The sequence below is a fragment of the Caballeronia choica genome (assembly GCF_001544535.1).
In the GTDB taxonomy this organism is placed as follows: domain Bacteria; phylum Pseudomonadota; class Gammaproteobacteria; order Burkholderiales; family Burkholderiaceae; genus Caballeronia; species Caballeronia choica.
Genome location: NZ_FCON02000082.1, coordinates 1 through 21451, shown reverse-complemented (window position 1 = coordinate 21451; position 21451 = coordinate 1). Strand labels below are relative to the sequence as shown.

The 21451-nt window shown below is 62.2% G+C and carries 21 protein-coding genes, 4 tRNA genes and 1 pseudogene; 14 read left to right on the top strand and 12 right to left on the bottom strand.

The window, feature by feature from the left end:
• Positions 1 to 41: 41 nt before the first annotated feature.
• Entirely contained in the window at positions 42 to 524 is a 483-nt protein-coding gene (locus tag AWB68_RS27975) for a TonB family protein (protein ID WP_087647599.1), read from the bottom strand.
• 142 nt (positions 525 to 666) lie between these two features.
• Between AWB68_RS27975 and AWB68_RS48920 the strand changes: the two genes are divergently transcribed.
• Entirely contained in the window at positions 667 to 825 is a 159-nt protein-coding gene (locus tag AWB68_RS48920) for a hypothetical protein (protein ID WP_200828811.1), read from the top strand.
• A 284-nt stretch (positions 826 to 1109) separates the two neighbouring features.
• Here AWB68_RS48920 and AWB68_RS27970 read toward each other — a convergent pair whose 3' ends face one another.
• Entirely contained in the window at positions 1110 to 1433 is a 324-nt protein-coding gene (locus AWB68_RS27970; protein WP_087647584.1) for a hypothetical protein, read from the bottom strand.
• A gap of 262 nt (positions 1434 to 1695) precedes the next feature.
• On the opposite strand from AWB68_RS27970, the gene AWB68_RS27965 reads away from it, so the two are divergent.
• The 7 genes and pseudogenes from AWB68_RS27965 to AWB68_RS27935 all read left to right on the top strand — a co-directional run bounded on the left by AWB68_RS27965 (position 1696) and on the right by AWB68_RS27935 (position 9022).
• Positions 1696 to 2022 carry a DUF4148 domain-containing protein gene (locus AWB68_RS27965; protein ID WP_374729615.1) on the top strand — a complete coding sequence of 109 codons (327 nt, stop codon included), beginning with the start codon at positions 1696 to 1698 and terminating at the stop codon, positions 2020 to 2022.
• A gap of 988 nt (positions 2023 to 3010) precedes the next feature.
• On the top strand, positions 3011 to 4666 hold the full coding sequence (locus tag AWB68_RS27960) for an Nramp family divalent metal transporter (RefSeq protein WP_087647583.1): 1656 nt from the start codon (positions 3011 to 3013) through the stop codon (positions 4664 to 4666).
• A gap of 109 nt (positions 4667 to 4775) precedes the next feature.
• Positions 4776 to 4922, top strand: a pseudogene (locus AWB68_RS27955) (MgtC/SapB family protein); the annotation flags it as partial.
• Positions 4923 to 4991: 69 nt separating this feature from the next.
• Positions 4992 to 5606: an NUDIX hydrolase gene (locus AWB68_RS27950; RefSeq protein WP_087647582.1), complete on the top strand. Its 615-nt coding sequence runs from the start codon at positions 4992 to 4994 to the stop codon at positions 5604 to 5606.
• Positions 5607 to 6367: 761 nt separating this feature from the next.
• Positions 6368 to 7096 carry a hypothetical protein gene (locus AWB68_RS27945; RefSeq protein WP_125483059.1) on the top strand — a complete coding sequence of 243 codons (729 nt, stop codon included), beginning with the start codon at positions 6368 to 6370 and terminating at the stop codon, positions 7094 to 7096.
• 163 nt (positions 7097 to 7259) lie between these two features.
• Complete coding sequence (gene ku / locus AWB68_RS27940) at positions 7260 to 8186, top strand: non-homologous end joining protein Ku (protein WP_087647580.1); 927 nt, start codon at positions 7260 to 7262, stop codon at positions 8184 to 8186.
• Positions 8187 to 8215: 29 nt separating this feature from the next.
• Complete coding sequence (locus AWB68_RS27935; RefSeq protein ID WP_087647579.1) at positions 8216 to 9022, top strand: tetratricopeptide repeat protein; 807 nt, start codon at positions 8216 to 8218, stop codon at positions 9020 to 9022.
• A gap of 208 nt (positions 9023 to 9230) precedes the next feature.
• On the opposite strand, the gene AWB68_RS27930 is transcribed toward AWB68_RS27935, so the two are convergent.
• The 7 genes from AWB68_RS27930 to rph all read right to left on the bottom strand — a co-directional run bounded on the left by AWB68_RS27930 (position 9231) and on the right by rph (position 14188).
• On the bottom strand, positions 9231 to 9545 hold the full coding sequence (locus AWB68_RS27930) for a helix-turn-helix domain-containing protein (RefSeq protein WP_087647578.1): 315 nt from the start codon (positions 9543 to 9545) through the stop codon (positions 9231 to 9233).
• Complete coding sequence (locus AWB68_RS27925; RefSeq protein ID WP_235028534.1) at positions 9523 to 9792, bottom strand: hypothetical protein; 270 nt, start codon at positions 9790 to 9792, stop codon at positions 9523 to 9525. Before AWB68_RS27925 ends, AWB68_RS27930 begins: the two co-directional genes overlap by 23 nt.
• Before the next feature lie 426 nt (positions 9793 to 10218).
• Positions 10219 to 10308 (bottom strand) — tRNA-Ser (locus AWB68_RS27920).
• Positions 10309 to 10382: 74 nt separating this feature from the next.
• Positions 10383 to 11573, bottom strand: coding sequence for an MFS transporter (locus AWB68_RS27915; RefSeq protein ID WP_200828812.1), 1191 nt, complete (start codon positions 11571 to 11573; stop codon positions 10383 to 10385).
• 29 nt (positions 11574 to 11602) lie between these two features.
• Entirely contained in the window at positions 11603 to 12820 is a 1218-nt protein-coding gene (gene hemW, locus AWB68_RS27910) for a radical SAM family heme chaperone HemW (RefSeq protein ID WP_087647575.1), read from the bottom strand.
• Complete coding sequence (gene rdgB, locus AWB68_RS27905; RefSeq protein ID WP_087647574.1) at positions 12817 to 13434, bottom strand: RdgB/HAM1 family non-canonical purine NTP pyrophosphatase; 618 nt, start codon at positions 13432 to 13434, stop codon at positions 12817 to 12819. Before rdgB ends, hemW begins: the two co-directional genes overlap by 4 nt.
• Positions 13427 to 14188, bottom strand: a complete 762-nt coding sequence (gene rph, locus AWB68_RS27900; RefSeq protein WP_087647573.1) for a ribonuclease PH — start codon at positions 14186 to 14188, stop codon at positions 13427 to 13429. The genes rdgB and rph overlap by 8 nt, the downstream gene beginning before the upstream one ends.
• A gap of 289 nt (positions 14189 to 14477) precedes the next feature.
• Here rph and AWB68_RS27895 point away from each other — a divergent pair, with 289 nt between their 5' ends.
• The 5 genes from AWB68_RS27895 (at position 14478) to AWB68_RS27875 (ending at position 19386) form a co-directional block, all read left to right on the top strand.
• Positions 14478 to 15410 (top strand): YicC/YloC family endoribonuclease, encoded by a 933-nt coding sequence (locus tag AWB68_RS27895; RefSeq protein WP_087647572.1) that lies wholly within the window; start codon positions 14478 to 14480, stop codon positions 15408 to 15410.
• 8 nt (positions 15411 to 15418) lie between these two features.
• Positions 15419 to 16096: a guanylate kinase gene (gmk, locus tag AWB68_RS27890; protein ID WP_087647571.1), complete on the top strand. Its 678-nt coding sequence runs from the start codon at positions 15419 to 15421 to the stop codon at positions 16094 to 16096.
• Positions 16097 to 16153: 57 nt separating this feature from the next.
• A complete protein-coding gene (gene rpoZ / locus AWB68_RS27885) occupies positions 16154 to 16357 on the top strand; it encodes a DNA-directed RNA polymerase subunit omega (RefSeq protein WP_031359151.1) in 204 nt (67 codons plus the stop codon).
• A 70-nt stretch (positions 16358 to 16427) separates the two neighbouring features.
• Positions 16428 to 18812, top strand: a complete 2385-nt coding sequence (locus tag AWB68_RS27880) for a RelA/SpoT family protein (RefSeq protein WP_087647570.1) — start codon at positions 16428 to 16430, stop codon at positions 18810 to 18812.
• An 82-nt stretch (positions 18813 to 18894) separates the two neighbouring features.
• Complete coding sequence (locus tag AWB68_RS27875; RefSeq protein ID WP_087647569.1) at positions 18895 to 19386, top strand: phage protein NinX family protein; 492 nt, start codon at positions 18895 to 18897, stop codon at positions 19384 to 19386.
• 54 nt (positions 19387 to 19440) lie between these two features.
• On the opposite strand, the gene AWB68_RS27870 is transcribed toward AWB68_RS27875, so the two are convergent.
• The 3 genes from AWB68_RS27870 to AWB68_RS27860 all read right to left on the bottom strand — a co-directional run bounded on the left by AWB68_RS27870 (position 19441) and on the right by AWB68_RS27860 (position 19863).
• Positions 19441 to 19517: transfer RNA gene (locus tag AWB68_RS27870), tRNA-Arg, on the bottom strand.
• A 96-nt stretch (positions 19518 to 19613) separates the two neighbouring features.
• Positions 19614 to 19690: transfer RNA gene (locus AWB68_RS27865), tRNA-Arg, on the bottom strand.
• Between the two features lie 96 nt (positions 19691 to 19786).
• Positions 19787 to 19863 (bottom strand) — tRNA-Arg (locus AWB68_RS27860).
• A gap of 140 nt (positions 19864 to 20003) precedes the next feature.
• On the opposite strand from AWB68_RS27860, the gene greB reads away from it, so the two are divergent.
• A complete protein-coding gene (gene greB, locus AWB68_RS27855) occupies positions 20004 to 20561 on the top strand; it encodes a transcription elongation factor GreB (protein WP_087647568.1) in 558 nt (185 codons plus the stop codon).
• Positions 20562 to 21451: the final 890 nt, after the last annotated feature.

Here is a 21451-nt window from a genome sequence, read left to right as displayed (position 1 = left end):
AATTATAACGATCGTGCGCGAGGCGGCAACCCGAGTGATGACTAATCGATGGTTGTCGCCTGCGGCGAGTGCGACGTCTGCAACTGGAACTGGCCGTTGTCGTTGAACATCCAGCCTTCGAACAACTCGAGTCTGCCGTTGCCGTTGAGCAACCGCGCGGGCGGCGCGGGCAGCGGCGACGCGCGGCGCAGCGACGCGAGCGCGGTGGCTTCGGCTTCGTCGTCGCCGTTGGTGCGGTACACGGAGGATTCGACCACGTGGCCGGTGCGATCGACGGTAAACGAGACCACCACGAACGAGCGCAGCATCGCCTGCGGCGTGCCCTTCAGCACGAGCGACGGATTGCGCTCGAAGATACGCGCCGCGACGCGCGCCTTGTACTGGTCGAGCGTCGCGCCGCTCACGGCCGCCGGCGGCCGGCTTTCGACGGACTTGGGCGGCGGCGTGATCGTGCAGGCCGCGACCGTTATCGCGATGAGCGCGGTCCCCAGTTGCTTCGCGTATTTCCCGATCGATGCGGTCATGACGGCCCGGCTTGCCGGTTGGCGGTTCGCGATACTTTCATGGTAGTCAAAAGCGCGGGCGCTCACCAATGCGGCGCAATGCGTCGGGCGGGACCGCGACTTGCTGACGTCTTGTCCATCCCAAACGCGAGAGGAGATGGCGATGACAAGCGATACGAACGAAGCCGGCAATGTGCAGTCCACAGAACACAGTGACAACGAGAAGAGCAAGCTGCCCGAACGCGACGACGACGCAAGGCAGCAAGGTCCGAACGACAAGCCGGGAAAGAAGCCCGGCGAAGGGGAGCCGGAAGTCGGTTGATCGCTGCGTTCGGTGCTAACGTGGAGGCGGGGAACATCCCCAGCCATCGGGAGAACGCGATGTCAGCAGCCACGAGTACCGAGCCAGTCAAGCAGCCCGCCCGGACGAATCAGCCGCCACCCTCGGCGGCGCCCACGACCGGACCTTCCGCGCCGGACGCCGAACAAGCGGAGCCCGCTCCGCATGAACGGCCGCCGGTGCGATCCGACGACAACTGATCCCTTCGATTGATTTTTCCGGCCGCGGCGAGGCGTGATCATCGCCGCGGTGCGGTGCCGCGTGTCCTATTTGCCGGGCGCCGTCGCGCCGGGTTTGGTCAATTCATAGCATTCGAACGGCGTGGCGGCGCGCTTGCTACCGGCGTCGGCGGCGTGCGTTTCGAAGCACTTGAACACGCTATTGGTCTTCTGCAGAAAAAACGTGTCTTCCACCGATGGTCCAATGCGCGCCGCGCCGCTCGTGACCGCGGCGATGCTGTAGCCGTTCTGAACCAGATCGAAGAGCGTGGTCTCGGTGAAACGCCATTGGCTGGCGGCGGGCTCCTGCGCATGCGAGGAGAAGGCGGTCAGCGCGAACAATAGACCGATGGCGGTGGCGGCGATTCTCATGGTCGGATCTCCGTTTATTCAAGGCGAAGGCGTTTGAGTTCGATACGGCGCTTACGTTCGCCGAAGCCGCAGGAATCGGCCGGAATCGACCATGCGAGAAATTTGTCGTATCGCATGAGAATTATGACCGGAACCTGACCGGTAGCGGTCTGCGGGGACATCTGCGGCGTTGTCGACCAACGGTCGACTATGCTGAGAGAGTGGGCTTTAGACATGATGATTGCGACGAGCTAAAGAAGGCTCTTTTGAGACGGAGTGGGCCATGATGAAATCCCTGATCTATGCAGCAGTGACCGCGTCGGTGTTGGCCGTTCCGCTCGTGTCGTTTGCGCAGTCCGATTCACCCGTAACGCGACAGCAAGTACGCAGTGAACTCAAAGCGCTCGAACAGGCCGGCTATACACCCGGCGGCGGAGACGAGCCTAACTATCCGACCAACATCCAGGCGGCAGAAGCGCGAATAAGCCCGAGCGAAGCGGCAACGGGTTACGGCGGCGTGACGAGCGGGTCGTCGGCCTCGGGTGGTGGAACGGCAATACGTCCCGCTTCGCCAGCGGACATGAACAAGCTGTACTCCGGCGGTCAATAACTGCACGAGTCCTTCATCGCTTGCACCTTGTCTCGCGAGATCCGTAAGGCACTTTCAATCGACGTTTGCTTTTCGGGTTTCGCGGGACTCTTTCGCAAAGGGCGGCGGCTGTCGCTTTCTTCCGGTTTCCTTTCCACGCGTGTCCATCGACGCTAGCCAAGCTTCGCGTTTACGTCGCTTGCGCCACACGATCCAAAAGTATTTCACCTCCGCAAGAGAATTGCGGTTGACTCGACATTTCGCGTCGGCCTAATATTTGCATATCTTCACGAATGGGGCGAACGCCTTGGACAGTTGCAGTAGTCGACCTTCGAATAGTTTCTCTGCCTGACCGGCAGGACGTCCGCGCTCATTTCATCTTGCCGCCGTCTTGCCATCGAGCAGACGGTGCGCGCCCAGTACTTCTTCACTCCAGTACCTTCCGTGCATCTGACTTAGCGCCGCAAAGTCGCATCGATTGATTGCGTCTCTGGCGGCATCGCGACGCGAGCGATGGCTCGCGATTGCGCCCGCTTGTCGCCCCTGCAAAACGATGGGCGCAGCGTGGCGCGTGGATGAACTTGTGCGCAAGAAACGCACATCAGGAGCCGCCATGTCGGACAGTGACAGTTACCCGTCATATCGCCCGCTTTTGCCTTTATCCAAGGGAAGCGAGTAGACGACAGTCGTCCACGCATCGTGCGTCCGCTCCGTGTCTGCTTGCGTTCCGCAACTCGCGTCAAGCCAGACGCTCGGAGACTACGATGCTCTTCGGTTTGCTTGTTACCCCACTGCCTCGCATGCAAGTATCGCGTGCCCTTTGCCACGCGAACCCCGCGACGGTCTCTTTGAACCCAGTAAAGCGGCGCAAATCCAGTGCGCTGTCCGCGATCCGGGATGCCGTCAGGAAGCGATTTTCAAAGTCATAGCATCGTCCGGCATTCGTGAAGCGGTTCCATTCACGCATGCCGCAAGAATGAACTCCAAAAGACTTGCACGGGGAATACAAATGTCCACTCCAACGAACGTCTCGGCGCCCGCCAGCGCTGTCCTGGATGACGCTCATATCGGCGACATCAAAGGGGCACTCGGCACGATCGCCCATCACGACACTGCGCCGCGCTCCAGTTGGCGGGCGCGCTTTCGCACGCTGCTCGCGGTTCTCGGGCCGGGCCTCATCGTCATGGTCGGCGACAACGACGCTGGCGCATTCGGAACGTACACGCAAGCCGGACAGAACTACGGCACGTCGTTGCTGTGGACCTTGCTGTTGCTGGTGCCGGTTCTCTTCGTCAATCAGGAGATGGTGCTGCGTCTTGGCGCGGTCACCGGAGTGGGACATGCACGGCTCATCTTCGAGCGCTTCGGCAAGTTCTGGGGCGCGTTCAGCGTCATCGATCTGTTCATCCTCAATGCGCTCACGATCGTGACGGAGTTCATCGGCATCACGTTCGCGCTCGACTTCCTGGGCGTGCCGAAAATCGTGGGCGTTGGCATTGCCGCGCTGATCACCATGGCCGCGGTGAGTACCGGAGACTTTCGTCGCTTCGAGCGGTTTGCCGTCGGACTGTGCGTGCTCAGCCTGTTGCTCGTGCCGGTGCTCGTCTCGATTCATCCGCCGGTTTCGCAGATGACGCACGACCTCTTCATCCCGAACTGGCCCGCACACTCGAAGCTGAGCGACGTGATGCTGCTCGTGATCGGCATCGTCGGCACGACTGTGGCGCCGTGGCAATTGTTTTTCCAGCAGAGCTACATCATCGACAAGCGCATCACGACGCGCTTCATGAAGTACGAAAAAATCGACCTGTGGATCGGCATCGCGTTCGTGATGATCGGCGCGGTCGCAATGATCTCGTTCTGCGCGGCGCTGTTCGAGGGCACACCCGAGTTCGGCAATTTCACCGATGCGGGCGGGGTGATTGCGGGGCTCGACAAGCACGTCGGCCGCTTGCCGGCCGTCATCTTCGCCGTGGCGCTGCTCGATGCCTGCATCATTGGTGCGGCAGCCGTGTCGCTGTCGACTGCATACGCGATCGGCGACGTGTTCAAGATTCGCCACTCGCTGCATCGGGGCGTCACCGACGCGAAGGGCTTCTATCTCGTGTACTTCGGCATCGTTGCGTTGGCCGCTACGCTGGTCCTGCTCCCCGGCAGCCCGCTTGGACTGATGACCGTCGCGGTGCAGACGCTTGCGGGCGTGTTGCTGCCGAGCGCGACGGTCTTCCTGCTGTTGCTGTGCAATGACAAAGCCGTCTTGGGACCGTGGGTCAATTCTAAGCGGCTGAATCTGTTCACGGGCGCCGTGATCTGGGTGTTGGTCATGCTGTCGCTTGTCCTGACGGCATCGGTCATGTATCCGGACATCAGCGGCGAGGCGATTCTTGGCGTGCTCGCAGGCGGCACGCTGCTCGCCGTTGCGGGTTACGTCGGGGCATCCGCGCTTCGCAAGGTTCGACGTGAGCCCACACCCAGCGCGGACCACGACGCCCCGGCGTATTCAAAGGAGGTGCGCGATACGTGGCGCATGCCGCCGTTGAAGGACCTGCCGCTGCCGGTCCTGACTCGGTCCAGCCGAATCTGGATGGGCGTGCTGCGGGGCTATCTTGTCGTCGCGGTCGGTTTGGTCATTTTCAAGGTCGTCCAGATGGCCTTGATGCGCTGATCATCTTTCGAGGCGGCGTGGGGCTCGGCCTCTCCGGGGCGCATGCGCTTCGCATCTCGTCGTCGGCTGACATCATGTGGTCAACCCCAGCCGCGACTACGACGGCGACCCTCAACGCGTCGAGGTGACCGCGACGCTGGAATTGCATCCGAAGGACCAACCGAAGCTTGATCAACTTGCCGGTCGCCTGAGCATGGAAAAGGGCGTGTCGAGCGTCAGTTGGACGGGCCTGGACACCGAGCCGACGCCCGAGTGAGCTGTTGATAGCATGCATGAATCAGCGCGCCAGCCTGATGCAAGAGCCATACACACTTGAGAGGCCCGCTTGACCATTCGACGACTCGAGCAAGCGCGACGCCTGCTGGCACTGGCGCAAACCGGCTTGCACTACACAGACGGCGCATTCGACAAAGAGCGCTACCAGGAGATTGCCGCCATCGCTCATGCCCAGCTTGGCGAGATCGCCGACATGGATGCGGAGCAGGTCGCTGAACTTTTCGCGCATGAAGCGGGTTATGCGAATCCAAAGCTCGACGTTCGATGCGCCGTATTCAACGACGCGGGCGACATCCTGCTGGTGCGCGAAGCGGCCGAGGGCCTCTGGTCGCTTCCTGGAGGATGGGCGGATGTCGGCGCCTCGCCTGCCGAAAACGCGGCACGCGAAGTGAGGGAAGAAAGCGGATACACGGTTGCCGTCGAGCGACTGCTGGCTGTGTGGGATACCGCGAAGCATCCGCACCCGCCTTCGGTTTTTCACATCTGGAAGCTGATTTTTCTCGGCAAGATCGTGAACGCGGGAGAGGTCATCGGAGTCGAGACCGATGGGGTCGGCTTTTTCGATCTCGACACGTTGCCTGCGCTGTCGCTTGGACGAATTCTGCCTCAGCAAATCCGGCGCCTCGACGTGCTTCGGCGTAGTGGCGGCGTCGAGTTCGACTGACCGAAGATCGGCGGTTCGCTTTTGATGCGTCCCCAACGTGCCGCATCGGACCTTGGCTCGCACGAATAACGACGAGACCGCGCCGGTGGTAATCTGTCGGTTGAGTGAGCGCTTTTCGGGGACGCATCGGTATCGGCGTTCGGCTGCCAGCGGGTAAGCGGCCTCTATGTGTGAGACACCATCCACCGAGCATCTCATGAGCGAAAAATCGAGTCCGCTGGATCGCACGGCGGCTCGAAGTCGATTGCCGCGCCTCGTTTCTGGTGAACATCAGGTAACGACGCGCCGTCCCTGCACGCTGCATGTGCAAGCCCGGCGTTGAGGCTCCGCCAAATGTACCGACATCACCGCTCGCGCTCATCGCTGACCGAAGAGCCCGAGAGCAGGGCCGATGCTTGGTTGGCGACGCTGCCCGTGGATGATCCCGACAGAGACTCTCGCAGGACGGTGGTCTTTGTCGTTAGCGACTGGGAATAAGGATGAGCTACGCTGAAACCCTTGTACGGCGTACGTGCCCTCGTTGTAAGGGGCATGGCGCTCAAACCGCGGAAGACGCCGAATACTGCCCGATCTGCGGCGCGGAAACCGTGGCCCTGCCACTGGACGATGACCGCGGAATCCACGCGGGCGTCGCGCGTCCGGCGTATCGTCCGGCTCCGGCGCAACGCACCGACGAAGCGCGCGCGCTCCAGCGCGTACGAGCCAGCTCGGCTTTTGACTCGATCGTGATGTCGTTTGCAGCGGGCGTCGGCGTGACTGCCTTGCTCACCGCCGGTCTCATGTACTTCCAGCACTCGAAGGACGCGCAACCGGACGCCTCGTCGCTGAGCAACTACGGCGCGGGGAGGGTTGTCGCGCTGTCGTCCAGGGCGGCATCGGACGCATCAGACGCTGCGCAGCCGCTGCCCCGGTCCGCCTCGCCACCGGCTCCGGCTGTCGACCAGTCTGCTGCCGGCGCTGTTTTGCCCGAAGAGACTCCGAGCACGGCCATCCCCGCCGAAACGATGGGCGCCATTCTGACCAAACCGGCCCATGCGGTATCGCCACCGGTCGGTGACGTGGCACCCACAAGGAAGCTCGACCCGCGTCCGACGCAAAAAGTCGAGACGGCGCCGGACAGGAATGCTTTGGCCGGCACACGTCAGGCACTTGCGCAGGGAGACTTGAAGGAAGCCCGGGCGAGATTTGAGCAACTGCCGGCGAACGCAAAATCACGGCCGGAAGCTCACCAGTTGGCCGGTGATCTGCTTCGGCGCGAACAGGAACGCGACGCCTCGCTGCAGGATGCGAGATGGTGCGAACTCGGCAAGAACTGGGGATGCATGGCGCAAAGCGCCGCGCACGCAAAAGCCGTCGATCCTGGCAATGTTGAATCGACGGTCATGCTTTCGGTTGCCACGAGCAAGATGCGTCTTGCCGATAATGCCAGGGTGCCTGCGTTGAACGGACCGGAGCAGGGCCCGGGGCAACCGAGGGTCGGCGCCCAGTAATCATTAGGCCGCTTGCCGTCGGCGGCAACGCGCGTCTGGCGCTGGTGGTACTCTTCGATTCACGTCGGCCTTGTTCGGGGCCGCATCGAAACCAGGCGGGCTTGGGGCGCCATCGAGTTCGCCATCGTGGCTGGCGCAGTTTCCGGCACGCGAGGAGAAGCTCATGCCAGCACGCTCTATCGCCTCACTCTCCCTGTCGTTCGGCCTCGTCTCCATTCCCGTCAAGTTGTATTCGGCGACTGAAAGCGCGTCCGACGTGCGATTCAATTTGCTTGCGCCAGACGGCTCCCGCGTAAAGCAACAGTACGTGGCGGAATCGACGGGAGAGGTCGTCGAGCGTTCCGCGATGAAGAAAGGCTACGAATTCGAGCGAGACCGGTTCGTCGTGTTCGCGGCCGACGAACTGAAAGCGCTTGAGGAAGGCGCAAGCCACGTGGTCGAAATGGTGGCGTTCATTCCGGAAAAGGCCGTTGACCCGATCTACTACGACAAGGCCTACTTCATCGCGCCGGACAAGCGGGGCGGCAAGCCATACAGCCTGCTGCAGAGGGCACTGGTCGAAACGCAACGTTGCGCGTTAGGCAAGTGGGCTTCGAAGGGCAAGACGCATATCGTGCAAATCAGACCCGCGTCGGAAGGGCTGGTGTTTCAGCAGTTGCTCTACGCGGACGAAGTCCGTTCCCTCGCTGACCTGCACATCGAGAGCGTCCCGGTGTCGGATGCGGAATTGAAGCTGGCCATTCAAATCATCGAGCAGGGCGCTGAAGAGAACTACGACCCGAAAGCGTACGAGAACGAAGAGAAGAAGCGCATCCTTGCGGCCATCGACCGGAAGATCGAGGGCAAGGAAATCATTTCCGCCGAGCCCGAGGAAGACGCATCGGGCGGCCAGGTCATCGACTTGATGGAGGCTTTGCGTGCCAGTCTCGCGAAAGGCGGCACGAAGGCCAGATCCGCCGCCGGGCCCAAGGAAAAAGCAGCGAAGGACGACGTGACGGAAATCGCCGCCGCGCCGAAGACTCGCAAGCCGGCGGTCCGCGCGCCGAAAGCGCCTGCTGAGGTTCCCGCGAAGGTCCGGGCTCGCAAGTGACGCGCAGAAGTGCTCCGCACGGCGTTTCGATGCCCAAGCTGCAGTCGATGTTAGGCATATCGAGACCGGTGCTTGCGGGCCTGATTTCGGCAGGCTTCGTCACGCCGTCCAGGGGGGCCCGCAACGAGCTTCGGTTCACGTTCCAGGACGTTGTCCTGCTGCGCACCGCATTACAGTTGCGTTCCGCAAAGATACCGCCGCGCAAGATAGCCAACGCGCTTTTGCGACTGAAAGCCGAGTTGCCGGACAAGCTGCCGCTGTCGGGCATCCGCGTCACGGCTGTCGGCAACACCATCGCGGTCAAGACCGGACCTTCGCAATGGGATGCCATCACCGGACAGCTTCTGCTGGATTTCGAGGTCGCTGACATCAAGGGCGATGTCGTCGTCCTCGATCCGGCACCGAGGCAGAACGACGTGGAGCGTCAGGCGGAGGAGTGGTACGAACTTGGCGGGCAACTGATGGAGTCGGATGCCAAGGGCGCGGAGCAGGCCTACCGGAAGGCGCTGGAGTTGTCGCCGAAGCCGTTCTATGAGGCCTATGTCGACCTGGGCGTGCTTCTCTGTGAGCAAGATGGACGGTGTGAAGACGCGCTGGGCGTTTTCGACCGGGCGCTTTCGCATTTTCCCGATGACGCCGTGCTGCACTTCAACCGAGCCGTGGCGCTGGAGGAATTGGGCCGGCTGAATGAGGCGGGGCGCAGTTACAAACGATGTCTCCAGCTCGACCCTTCCTATGCGGACGCGCATCACAACCTCGCGATGCTTCACGAGAAGCTCGGCGACAGGCAGGGGTTGGTGCGCCATTTGAGCGCTTATCGGCGGTTGCGGAGTTGAGGCGGGTTGGTTGTGGTCTTCATTCCGCCCCATTTCTCGCCGTCAGGGCAGACTGGACGAATCTGGATTGATAATTTGTAGCCGGTGGGCTACACATGTCGCAGGAGTCAGGAATGGCGCTTCCGAGGCGACGGCGCTGTTCTAAGCATTACCGTCGATACCAAAGCAAACGGCCCGCTTAGGGCCGTTGACGTGGAGGGGGTTGCAATTAGAGCGACGCCAGGTGCTCCAGCGTTTCGGGGTGTTTTTCCATAAGTTTAATCAGGATGGCCGCGTGAGTGCTCGGCTTGGCTCGCCCTTGCTCCCAATTCTGATACGTGCGGCTTTTCATGCGCAGACGCGCCGCCATGACTGCCTGAGATACGTGAAGACGCTCACGCACTGCCCGCAGTTCCTCGGGCGTCACTTCGACGGGGTCGGCTACTTCAACGGTGCTCGTACGCAGAGTTGTTTTTCCCGCGCGAGCGTCCGCTAACTCATCAAAGCCAGCGTTCAATTCGTCAAACAGGTTTCGCTTCTTCATTCAGGTGCCTCTCTCTGAGTTCGTTGCGTAGTCGCTCAGCCAAGATCTGGGCTTGTTTCCTGGTCAGGTCGGCCATTTCGTCCTTGTCGTACACCGTGAACAACAAGAACTGACTACCACTGATCCAGTAGTAGTAGATGACACGAAGCCCGCCTCGCTTACCTTTTTGTCGCTTCGAGTCCGCAAAACGCATTTTTCGAAGCCCGCCGGTGTGTTTGATAACGTCGCCGCACTCAGGGTTGCTCATTAGCTCCTCCTGGAGCGCCCGGTAAGACTCGTCGTCTAGATACTCTGCGCGGACGGATGCAAAAGACCGAAGCTCAATAAAGGTTGCTTTCATTGTGTTAACTATACGCAAGTGACGTATAGTGCGCGTTGTTGACCGGTTCGTCAATAGCAGTAGCAATAAGAAAGCACGTGCTTAACCTATTATTTTTAGTACCCGGATGGTGGCGCGATTCAATAACGTACCGAAGTGGCTAGTACTGAGGGGACGCGCAAACCGGCGTGTCGCAAGCCTCTACCGCTGCGCCGGCATCGCCTGCGACGAAGAGGAGTTGAATGCGATAAGCGAACGCACGATGAGATTGTGCGGCTTCGAGGCATCTCGGAGGGGTTACGGCTAGCCGATTGGTTAGCTAAAGGTAAAAAAGCCCTTAAAATAAAGGGCTATTGGCGGAGGCGGTGAGATTCGAACTCACGGAAGGATCGCTCCTTCGCCGGTTTTCAAGACCGGTGCCTTAAACCGCTCGGCCACACCTCCAGACGGCGCGTATTGTAGCGCATCTCGCCGGCGACGAGGACGAGGACGACGATCCAAACGACGACCCAAACGCCTCAGCCTTCCAGCGACCTCGTCGCCTTGAGCGCCGGGAAAAGCCGCATCCAGAGCAGCGCGACCACAATCGTCCCCAGCCCGCCGATCAGCACCGCCGGCACCGCGCCGAACAATCCCGCCGTCATGCCCGACTCGAACTCGCCAAGCTGGTTCGACGTTCCGATGAAGAGCGAATTGATGGCGCCGACGCGTCCGCGCATTTCATCCGGCGTCTGCAACTGCACGAGCGACATGCGCACGACGACGCTGATCACATCCGTCGCACCGAGCGTCGCCAGCGCCGCCAGCGACACAACCATATTGCGCGACACCCCGAACACGATCGTCGCGATGCCGAACGCGATCACGCCGGCGAACAGCGCCGTTCCCGCGCGCTGCCTGAGCGGAAAATGCGCGAGATAGATCGAGCCGGCCAGCGCCCCGACAGCGGGCGCCGCGCGCAGCACGCCCAGTCCCCACGGCCCGGTATGCAGGATGTCGTGCGCGAATACCGGCAGCAACGCGGTCGCGCCGCCGAGCAGCACCGCGAACAGATCGAGCGACAACGCGCCGAGAATCACCGGTTTGCGCCGGATGAACGCGATGCCCGAAAACAGCGCCTCGAACGACAGCGGCGCGCGCATGCGCACGGCTTCGTCGATCCGAATCGACATCACGAGCACGGCGGCCACGAGGAACGCACACGCGACCACGCCATACACGCTCGACGCGCCAACCCCGTAGAGCAGCCCGCCCATCGCGGGCCCGAGAATCTGCGCGGTCTGGTTCGCCGACGTCGACCAGGCGGTCGCGTGCTGCAATTGCGTGCGCGGGATGAGATTCGGCAAGAGCGCCGCCATCGACGGCGATTCGAATGCGCGCGCGGCGCCTGTGATCATCGCGATGGCGTAGATGAGGCCGACGCTTTGCCATGCATGCCACGCGCCGACACACAGCACGAGCGCCGCGACGCCTTCGATCGCCTGGCAAATAAACGCGATCGTGCGCCGGTCATAGCGATCGGCCACATGCCCGACGACCAGCGTCAGCACGCACATCGGCACGAACTGCGCGAGGCCGACGAGACCGAGCGCGAACGCGCTGTGCGTGATCGAGTAGATCTGCCAGCCGATCGCGACCGACATCATCTGGAACGCCACCGACGACATCACCCGCGCGCTCCAGAAAAGCGCGAACGGACGGTGACGCATGACCGAGCCGGGCAGGGTGCTCGGCGCGCTCAACTTCGTGCGTCCTTGAGAAAGAGTTCCTGGAGGTCGTTAAGAAAGCGCTGTCCGAGTTCGGTGGGCGCAATGCGTTCGAAGTCGCGCGTGATGAGCCCGCGCCGTTCCGCTTCGACGAGCGCGGGTTCGATCGTCGACATCGCCAGCCCCGTCCTTTCGATGAACGCATGCACCGGAAAGCCCTCGACGAGCCGCAGCGTGTTGAGCATGAATTCGAACGGCAGGTCGCGCGGTCCGACTTCGTGTTCTTCCTGGATCGGGTTGCCGCCGAGCGCTTCGTCCATGTACGTCGCGGGGTGCTTGTAGCGCGCCTGGCGCACGATCTTCTGCGGGAACGACAGCTTTGTATGCGCGCCCGCGCCGATGCCGAGGTAGTCGCCGAAGCGCCAGTAGTTCAGGTTGTGACGGCTCTGCCGATGGGGCTTCGCATACGCCGAGACTTCATAGCGCTCGTAACCGGCTTCGCGCGTGCGCGCGTGAATCCATTCCTGCATGTCGGCGGAGGCGTCGTCGTCGGGGACTTGCGGCGGGAACTTCGCAAACAGCGTATTCGGTTCGAGCGTCAGGTGATACAGCGACAGATGCGGCGGCGCGAAGCTGAGCGCCGTCTCGATGTCGCGGCGGCATTCGTCGAGCGACTGCTGCGGCAGCGCGAACATCAGGTCGAGATTGAAGTTGTCGAAGTGGCGCGCGGCGATCTCGATGGCCTTGTGCGCCTGCGTCGAATCGTGGATGCGGCCGAGCGCCTTCAGATGCTGCGCGTTGAAGCTCTGGATGCCCACCGACAGCCGGTTGACGCCGCTCGCGCGAAACTGCGCGAACTTCGCGCTCTCGAACGTGCCCGGATTGGCTTCCAGCGTGATTTCGGCATCGGCGTCGAGCGGCAGGAGGGCGCGCGCATCCGAGAGCAGGCGATCCAGCCCCTTCGCGGACAACAGGCTCGGCGTGCCGCCGCCGATGAAAATCGTATGCACCTGACGTCCCCAGACGAGCGGCAGCGCGCTTTCGAGATCGGCGCGCAACGCGTCGAGATAACGCTCTTCGGGGAACGACTCGCCTTTCCACTCGTGCGAGTTGAAGTCGCAATACGGGCACTTGCGCACGCACCACGGAAAGTGGACGTACAGCGAAAGCGGCGGCAGCGACGTCAGCCGGATGCTCCCCGGCGACGTGAACGCCTTCACGACATTGATGGCTTGCGGTCCCGTGCTCACGCGAGTTCCTTCAAGCGGGCGAGCAGTTGGCGAAGCGCAATCGCGCGATGGCTGCTCGCGTTCTTGCGCGCGGGATCGAGTTCGGCGGCGGTTGCGTTCAATGCAGGCAGGAAGAAGTGCGGATCGTAGCCGAAGCCGTTCGCGCCGCGCGGCGCATCGATCACTTCGCCATGCCAGCGGCCTTCGGCGATCAGCGGTTCCGGGTCGTCCGCGTGGCGCACGAGCACGAGCACGCAGAAGTAGTACGCGCGACGATCCGCCGTGCCCGCCAGTTCGGCGACGAGGCGCGCGTTGTTCGCGGCGTCGCTCTTTTCGCCGCCGGCGAGTTGCGCGTAACGCGCCGAGTGCACGCCGGGCGCGCCACGCAGCGCGTGCGTGCAGAGGCCGGAGTCGTCGGCGATGGCGGGCAGGCCGGTCAGCGTCGACGCATGACGCGCCTTCGCGAGCGCGTTCTCGACGAACGTCGCATGCGGTTCTTCCGCTTCGGGCACGCCGAGTTCGGCTTGCGCGATCAGTTCGATGCCCGCCGCGCCCAGCAGCGACGCGAACTCGCGCAGCTTGCCCGCATTGTTCGACGCAAGCACGACGCGCTTCAAATCATTGGCCTCAGACACCGCGAAGCTCCAGCGCGGCCTTCTGCTTCGCGATCAGCGTTTCGATGCCGCTTTGCGCAAGATCGAGCAGCGCGTTCATTTCGGCGCGCGAAAAGGGCACGCCTTCGGCCGTTCCCTGCACTTCGACGAAACCGCCGGCGCCCGTCATCACGACGTTCATGTCGGTGTCGCACTGCGAGTCTTCGTCGTAGTCGAGATCGAGCACCGGCTCGCCTTCGTACACGCCGACCGAGATCGCCGCGACAAAGTCATTGATCGGCGACTCCGTGATGCGGCCCGATGCGATCAGCTTCGACACCGCATCGTGTGCCGCGACGAACGCGCCGGTGATGCTGGCGGTGCGCGTGCCGCCATCGGCCTGGATCACGTCGCAGTCGATATGCAGCGTGCGCGCGCCGAGCTTGTTCAGGTCGAACACCGAGCGCAGCGCCCGGCCGATCAGGCGCTGGATTTCCTGCGTGCGTCCGGTCTGCTTGCCGCGTGCCGCTTCGCGGTCGCTGCGGGTGTGCGTCGCGCGCGGCAGCATGCCGTATTCCGCCGTGAGCCAGCCCTGGTCGCGGCCGCGCAGGAACTCGGGCACGCGCTCGGCGATGCTCGCGGTGCAGATCACCTTGGTGTCGCCGAATTCGACGAGCACGGAGCCTTCCGCATGCTTCGTGTAATGGCGCGTGATGCGCACGTCGCGCAACTGGTTAGCGCGACGGCCGCTCGGGCGGACGAAGGAAGCGGGGTCGAGCAGGACGGAATCGGTCATGGATGGCGGAGGAAGGTGGGAACAGCGAGGAAAAGGAAGCAGCGCGTGGAAGCAGCGCGTCACCCGTGATTTTATCGTCATTCATGATGGGCGTCCGGCAATGGCCGTCCGGGGGCACGTCCGAGCCCGGTACGGACTGCATGTTCGACAGGCCATCGCGGTAAAAATGGGATAATGTGCGCTTCCCCGCCCGGCCTCCATTCGCGTGCCCAATCGAGCACCAAGCCACGAGCCGGGCGCTCGTAGCAAACCGGCCTTCGTCCCGGAGGCCCACATCGCGAGACGTACCATGATCTACAGCATGACAGGCTATGCGAACGCGACGCGCGAAGTCGCCGCGGATGGCGCGGGAGCCAATGGCTCGGGCGTCGGTGTATCGGTCGAATTGCGCACGGTGAATTCGCGCTTTCTCGATCTCAACTTCCGCATGCCCGAAGACGTCCGCGCCTGCGAGCCGCAGTTGCGCGAAATGCTGATGACGAAGCTCTCGCGCGGCAAGGTCGATATCCGCATCAACCTGAATCGCGCGGAGCAGGCAGCCAACGCGGGCGCGCTCAATCGCGATGCGCTTTCGCAACTCGCCACGCTGGAACGCGCGGTGCTGGAGACGTTCCCGAACGCGGAACGCATGCGCACGGGCGAAATCCTGCGCTGGCCCGGCGTGCTCGCGGAGGGCGGCGTGTCGCCGGAAGCGCTGCGCGAAGCGGTGCTCGCGTGCGGCAAGCAGGCGATCGCCGATCTCATCGACGTGCGTGCGCGCGAAGGTGCGGCACTTGCGTCGGTTCTGATCAACAACGTGACGGAGATGGAAGCGATCGTCGCGCGCGTGACGCCGCTCGTGCCGGAACTGATCGCCAAGCATCAGCAGAAGATCGTCGAGCGGCTGCAGGATGCGCTCGGCATCGCGGCGCCGGACGGCACGGCAACGAGCCTGCCGCGCGAGGAAATCGCGGAACGGATTCGCCAGGAAGTGACGATCTACGGCATTCGCATCGACATCGCGGAAGAACTGCAGCGGCTCACCGCGCACCTGACCGAAACGCGCCATGTGCTGCAAAAGGGCGGCAAGGTCGGCAAGCGGCTCGACTTCATGATGCAGGAGCTCAACCGCGAAGCGAACACGCTCGGCTCGAAGGCGGCGGCGAAGGAACTCGCCGATTCATCGATGACGCTCAAGCTCCTCATCGAGCAGATGCGCGAGCAAGTACAGAACCTGGAGTGACGCCTCAAATGACCACCACGACGCGCAGCTCGCACCTCAGCACCTACAGCGGCATTTATCCCGGCAACCTGTTCATGGTCGTCGCGCCCTCGGGCGCCGGCAAGTCGACGCTCGTCAACGCGCTGCTCGCGCAGGACCAGGCGATCCGCCTGTCGGTGTCGTACACGACGCGCGAGCCGCGCCCGAAGGACAAGAACGGCGTGCAATATCACTTCGTATCGATCGACGAATTCATGGAGCGCCACGCGAAGGGCGAATTCCTCGAAAGCGCGGAGGTGCACGGCAATTATTACGCGACGTCGCGCGTGTGGATCGAGGAACAGATGCGAAGCGGCCACGACGTGCTGCTCGAAATCGACTGGCAGGGCGCGCAGCAGGTCAAGAAGCAGTTTCGGAACGCGGTCGAGATTTTCATTTTGCCGCCGTCGCTCGATGCGCTCGAAGACCGCCTGAAGAAGCGCGGCCAGGATACGCAGAACGTGATCGTGCGGCGCCTGCTCGCGGCCGGCAGCGAGATGGCGCACGCACCCGAGGCGGAGTACGTGGTCATCAACGAAAACTTCGAGCGCGCGCTTGCCGAGCTGCAATGCCTCGTCGCGGCGACGCGCCTGCGCTTCGGATCGCAATACGCCCGCCACACGCAGCTTTTCGTGGAACTGGGCATTCACACGCCGCACGCCTCGTGATAAGGGCGCAACGGTCACATAAGGTAGAATGAAGAACATATCCAGAAGGGAACAACCATGGCCCGCATCACCGTTGAAGACTGTCTGAAAATGATCCCGAACCGCTTCGAGCTGGCGCTCGCGGCAACTTATCGTGCACGTCAGCTCGCACAAGGCCATACGCCGAAAATCGAAAGCCGCGACAAGCCGACGGTCGTTGCGCTGCGCGAAATCGCCGCCGGGCAGGTCGGCGTGGAAATGCTGAAGAAGGTCCCGGTATAAGGCAACGTTGCAGCGTCAGTTTCACTTCCAGCAACCGACGTCGAGCGCGTCATCCACCACGGAGGCGAACATGAGTCACACACCCTTGCCCGTCTCCGTCGACGCGGATAACGACGCCGATCACGAATCGAATCCCGATTCCAGCGCGCCGGCTCCGGCGCGCAAATACATCGACGCGGTCCTCGAACAGTCGTTCCGCCATCTGTTCGGGCCGACCGCCACACCCGAAAAGCCTCGCCGTCACGACGTCGTTTCCATTGCGAAGCTGACGAACGCGCTTGCGTCCTATCTCTCGCCGGAAGAGATCAAGGAAGTGAAGGCGGCTTTCCATTTCAGCGACGAAGCGCATCTCGGCCAGTATCGGCAGAGCGGCGAGCCGTACATCACGCATCCGGTCGCGGTGGCTGAAATCTGCGCGGGCTGGAAGCTCGACGCGCAATCGATCATGGCGGCGCTGCTGCACGACGTGATCGAGGACCAGGGCGTGACCAAGACCGAAATCGCGGAGCGATTCGGCGCGAAGGTCGCGGAACTGGTCGACGGGTTGTCGAAGCTGGACAAGATGGAGTTTCGCAATCGCGAGGAAGCGCAGGCGGAAAACTTCCGCAAGATGCTGCTCGCGATGGCGCGCGACGTGCGCGTGATCCTCGTCAAGCTCGCCGACCGCCTGCACAACATGCGCACGCTGGGCGCGGTGCCGTCCGAGAAACGCCGGCGCGTGGCGCGCGAGACCATCGACATTTACGCGCCGATCGCGCACCGGCTCGGGCTGAACAATACGTATCGCGAGTTGCAGGACCTGAGCTTCGCGAACTTCAATCCGAATCGCTACGCGACGCTCGAAAAAGCGGTGAAGGCGGCGCGCGGCAATCGGCGCGAAGTGGTCGGCAAGATTCTCGATTCCGTTCAGCGCACGATCGCGGACGCGAAGATCGGCGCGGAAGTCACCGGCCGCGAGAAAACCATCTACAGCATCTACAAGAAGATGCGCGACAAGCAGTTGTCGTTCTCGCAGGTGCTCGACGTGTACGGTTTTCGCGTGGTCGTCGAGGGCGCGCTCGAGTGCTATACGTGCATCGGCGCGCTGCATGCGCTCTACAAGCCCGTGCCCGGCAAGTTCAAGGATTACATCGCGATCCCGAAGGTGAACGGCTATCAGTCGTTGCACACCACGCTCGTCGGTCCGTTCGGCGCGCCGATCGAATTCCAGATCCGCACGCGCAAGATGCACGAGATCGCCGAAGCGGGCGTCGCGGCGCACTGGCTGTACAAGAACGGCGGCGCGGATCTCAACGACGTGCAAAAGCGCGCGCACCAGTGGCTCAAGTCGCTGCTCGACATCCAGAGCGAAGCGGGCGATTCGAGCGAATTCCTCGAACACGTCAAGATCGACCTGTTCCCGGATGCCGTCTACGTGTTCACGCCGAAGTCGAAGATCATGCCGCTGCCGCGCGGCGCGACCGCGCTCGACTTCGCGTATTCGATCCACAGCGACCTGGGCAACCAGTGCGTCGCGGTGAAGATCAACAACGAATTGCTGCCCTTGCGTACGGAATTGAAGAGCGGCGATATCGTCGAGGTGATCACCGCGCCGTATTCGAAGCCGAATCCCGCGTGGCTTGGCTTCGTGCGCACCGGCAAGGCGCGTTCGGCCATTCGCCATTATCTCAAGACGATGCGCCTGAACGAGTCGGTGCAACTGGGCGAGCGGCTCGTCGACCAGTGTCTCAAGAGCTATGGTCTTGCGCTGTCGGAAGTGACGCCCGAAGCCTGGGAAAAGCTCGTGCAGTGGACCGGCAACAAATCGCGCCAGGAAATTTTCGCTGACATCGGCCTCGGACGGCGCGTGGCGGCGGTGATGGCAAAGCGCATCGAAGTATTGATGAATGGCCGCGACGACGACGATTCCCCGCGTGAGAGCTTCACCACGAATACGGCGCCGCCGGTGGTGATCACGGGCACGGAGGGCATGTCCGTGCAGTTGTCCGCGTGCTGCCGCCCGATTCCCGGCGACGACATCATGGGCTATATCGGCATCGGCCTCGGCATGGCGATTCACACTACCGACTGCCGCGTCGCCCAGCGCATTCACCGTCGCGATCCGGGCCGCTGGATCGATGTCGCGTGGGCGCCGCAGCCGGGACGTCTCTTCGACGTCGCGGTCAAGGTGCTGGTGAAAAACGTGAAGGGCGTGTTCGCCCGCGTCGCCGCCGATATCACCTCCGCCGATGCCAACATCGTGCATATCGCGATGGACGAGGACGTTTCGCAGGAAGCGACGTTCTTGCGCTTCGTGATCCAGGTCAGCGACCGCGTGCATCTCGCGAACGTGATGCGGCGCGTGCGGACCAATCCGGACGTGATGCGCATCGCGCGCGAGCGTCCGAGCGACGAGCCGCATCATCGCAACCCGGACGGCGGCATGCGCGTCGATCGCGAGCGCTCCGATTACTGACATCGCGTTCCCCTGTTTTTGGCGCGCCGGCGCTGGAACGTAACCTGCGTGCCTGTACCATCGACGTACACGAGGCACGACAATGCAAACATCCGATCTTGAAGGTCCCGCACTCGATTACTGGGTCGCGCGCGGCCTGCATGACTTCATCCGCGAAATCCATTTCACCGACAGCGGCGAGACACTCTCGATCCGGGGCAATGATCGCGGCAAACCGTGGGATGGGCGCTTCCTGCCGTCGACTTCGTGGGAAGCGGCGTCGGTCGTGCTGGAGCGCGCCTGCCGGCTCGAGATGAGCGATCACGGACGCGGCGAGGTGGTCTGCACTGCGACATTCGGCAAGGAGGGCGAATCGGTGGAAGGACGGGGCGCGTCGCTGCGAATCGCGTTGCTGCGCGCGTTCGTGCGTCACGCGTTCGGCGAATCCGTCGACGACGATTTCCTGCGTCGCCCGCAGACGTTGCTCGGCGCGCGGGCAGAGGCGATCGGAGAGCAGAGCGCGGTGGCGTCGGTGGAAGATATGCCGGCGCCGGACGGACGCATCGGCGATATCGGCTCCGCGCCACGGCAGTGAGCGAACGCGTGCGAAAACAAAAAGGGCCTTCCGGATGGAAGGCCCTTCGAAAGGTGGCGCGGCTGGCAGGATTCGAACCCACGACCCCTTGGTTCGTAGCCAAGTACTCTATCCAACTGAGCTACAGCCGCACGCAAAACCGGTACTGCTTTGTTGATTCACTGCGCTTGTGAGTCGAACGCATTCGATTGATTCAGTGTATTCCAGGAGGAAAGCACTTGAAAAGGTGGTGCGGCTGGCAGGATTCGAACCCACGACCCCTTGGTTCGTAGCCAAGTACTCTATCCAACTGAGCTACAGCCGCACGCAAAACCGGTACTGCTTTGTTGATTCACTGCGCTTGTGAGTCGAACGCATTCGATTGATTCAGTGTATTCCAGGAGGAAAGCACTTGAAAAGGTGGTGCGGCTGGCAGGATTCGAACCCACGACCCCTTGGTTCGTAGCCAAGTACTCTATCCAACTGAGCTACAGCCGCACGCAGAAGCGAGATTATAGACAAACCTATCTGAAAAAGGAAGGGCTCGAGGCCATTTTTGCGGGGTTTCGTTCACCTTCGTGTTACCTTGTACATAGGCGTTCCCGCATTTCTACAGGTCTTTTTGAGCGGTTTGCACCATGAATAAAGCATTTGTCAAAGAATCCGAAGAGTCCGACGACGATCTCGATCTCGCGCAGCCGGATGTGCCGGCAGGAACCAAGAATTACATCACGCCGGCAGGGCATCAGCGGCTGCGGGACGAATTGCTGCATCTGCTCGACGTCGAGCGTCCCGACGTCGTGAAGCTGCTTTCGTGGGCGGCATCGAATGGCGATCGCTCGGAGAACGGCGACTATATCTATGGCAAGCGGCGCCTGCGTGAGATCGACCGGCGGATTCGCTTCCTGACCAAGCGGCTCGATCTGGCGGAAGTCGTCGACAGCAGCAAGCAGGAGAACATCGATCAGGTGTTTTTCGGCGCGACCGTCGACTATGCGGGCGACGACGGCGAAACGCACACGGTGACGATCGTCGGTGTCGACGAGGTCGATCTGGATCACGGACGCGTGAGCTGGATTTCACCGATCGCGCGTGCGCTCCTCAAGGCGAAGATCGGCGACACGGTGGCGCTGCACACGCCGGCGGGCGTTCAGCAGATCGACATTCTCGATGTCTGCTATCCGCGCGGTGCGTGAAGGTCCGCGCGAATTGCAGCGGCGATAAAAAAAGGCGCCGCAAGCGGCTAATGCCGTTCAGTTAGTGCGACGTGAAAGTCGCGTAGAGGATTGTTCCATCTGGTTTCGGCCAGAAGAGGAACCGGTTGTTCCGTCAATCGTAACCTACCGGTGCATGCTGAGTTGGTAACGACTTGGTGTGAAGCCACCGGAACAACGTAACCCGTTCTTTGAACGGCGCTTCACTCGCGAGAGCGTGGTGCTTTCTGCCAGCGTCAAGGCGGATGGGGTGCTAGGTTGGGCAACATGGTTAGCGCATGCGAATTGCTGATAAACGCCGTTACGGCAAACAAGCCAAAGGCGCTGACAGGCTTGGGCCAAAAAGGCATGCAGTCGGATGCTCCGTTTAACTGTCGGGGCACACGGACAATGCGACTGCCGGTGAATAGGCAGAACCTAAACTGCTCGTGTCTTCTACGTGGAACACGGTAAGCCCATTTGTCTGCCCACGCCAGCAGTTCGGCTATGGCAGGTAACCCGCAAGGGAAGCTGTTGGGCAAGTGGGTATGAGAACGCGGAAAAAGCGAATGGCGGCCTGTAATGGGTCGCATAGGGGTTCAAAATTTTGCCCTGACCCGAAAGGGTGCAGACTTCCGTGTGGTGCAGTTGTCGTAGGTTCATGTTTGAGATTCATCGAGCAGCTTGTGAGTGACCGTTGCAAGACGGTTCAGCGCTCCTCGCCTCAGCGATGAGGCGAATCAACAATATGAGTGCCTGCGAAGGGCTCGCGCATTGCGGCGGGACCGGCGTCAGTACGACGCTTAATACTGTGCGCGAGCGGAGTGCGGCGAAAGTCGCACGCTCCGTTCTTCGGGGGCCCTGCGTCCGGGAGGGTGTGGGGCTACCCTCTA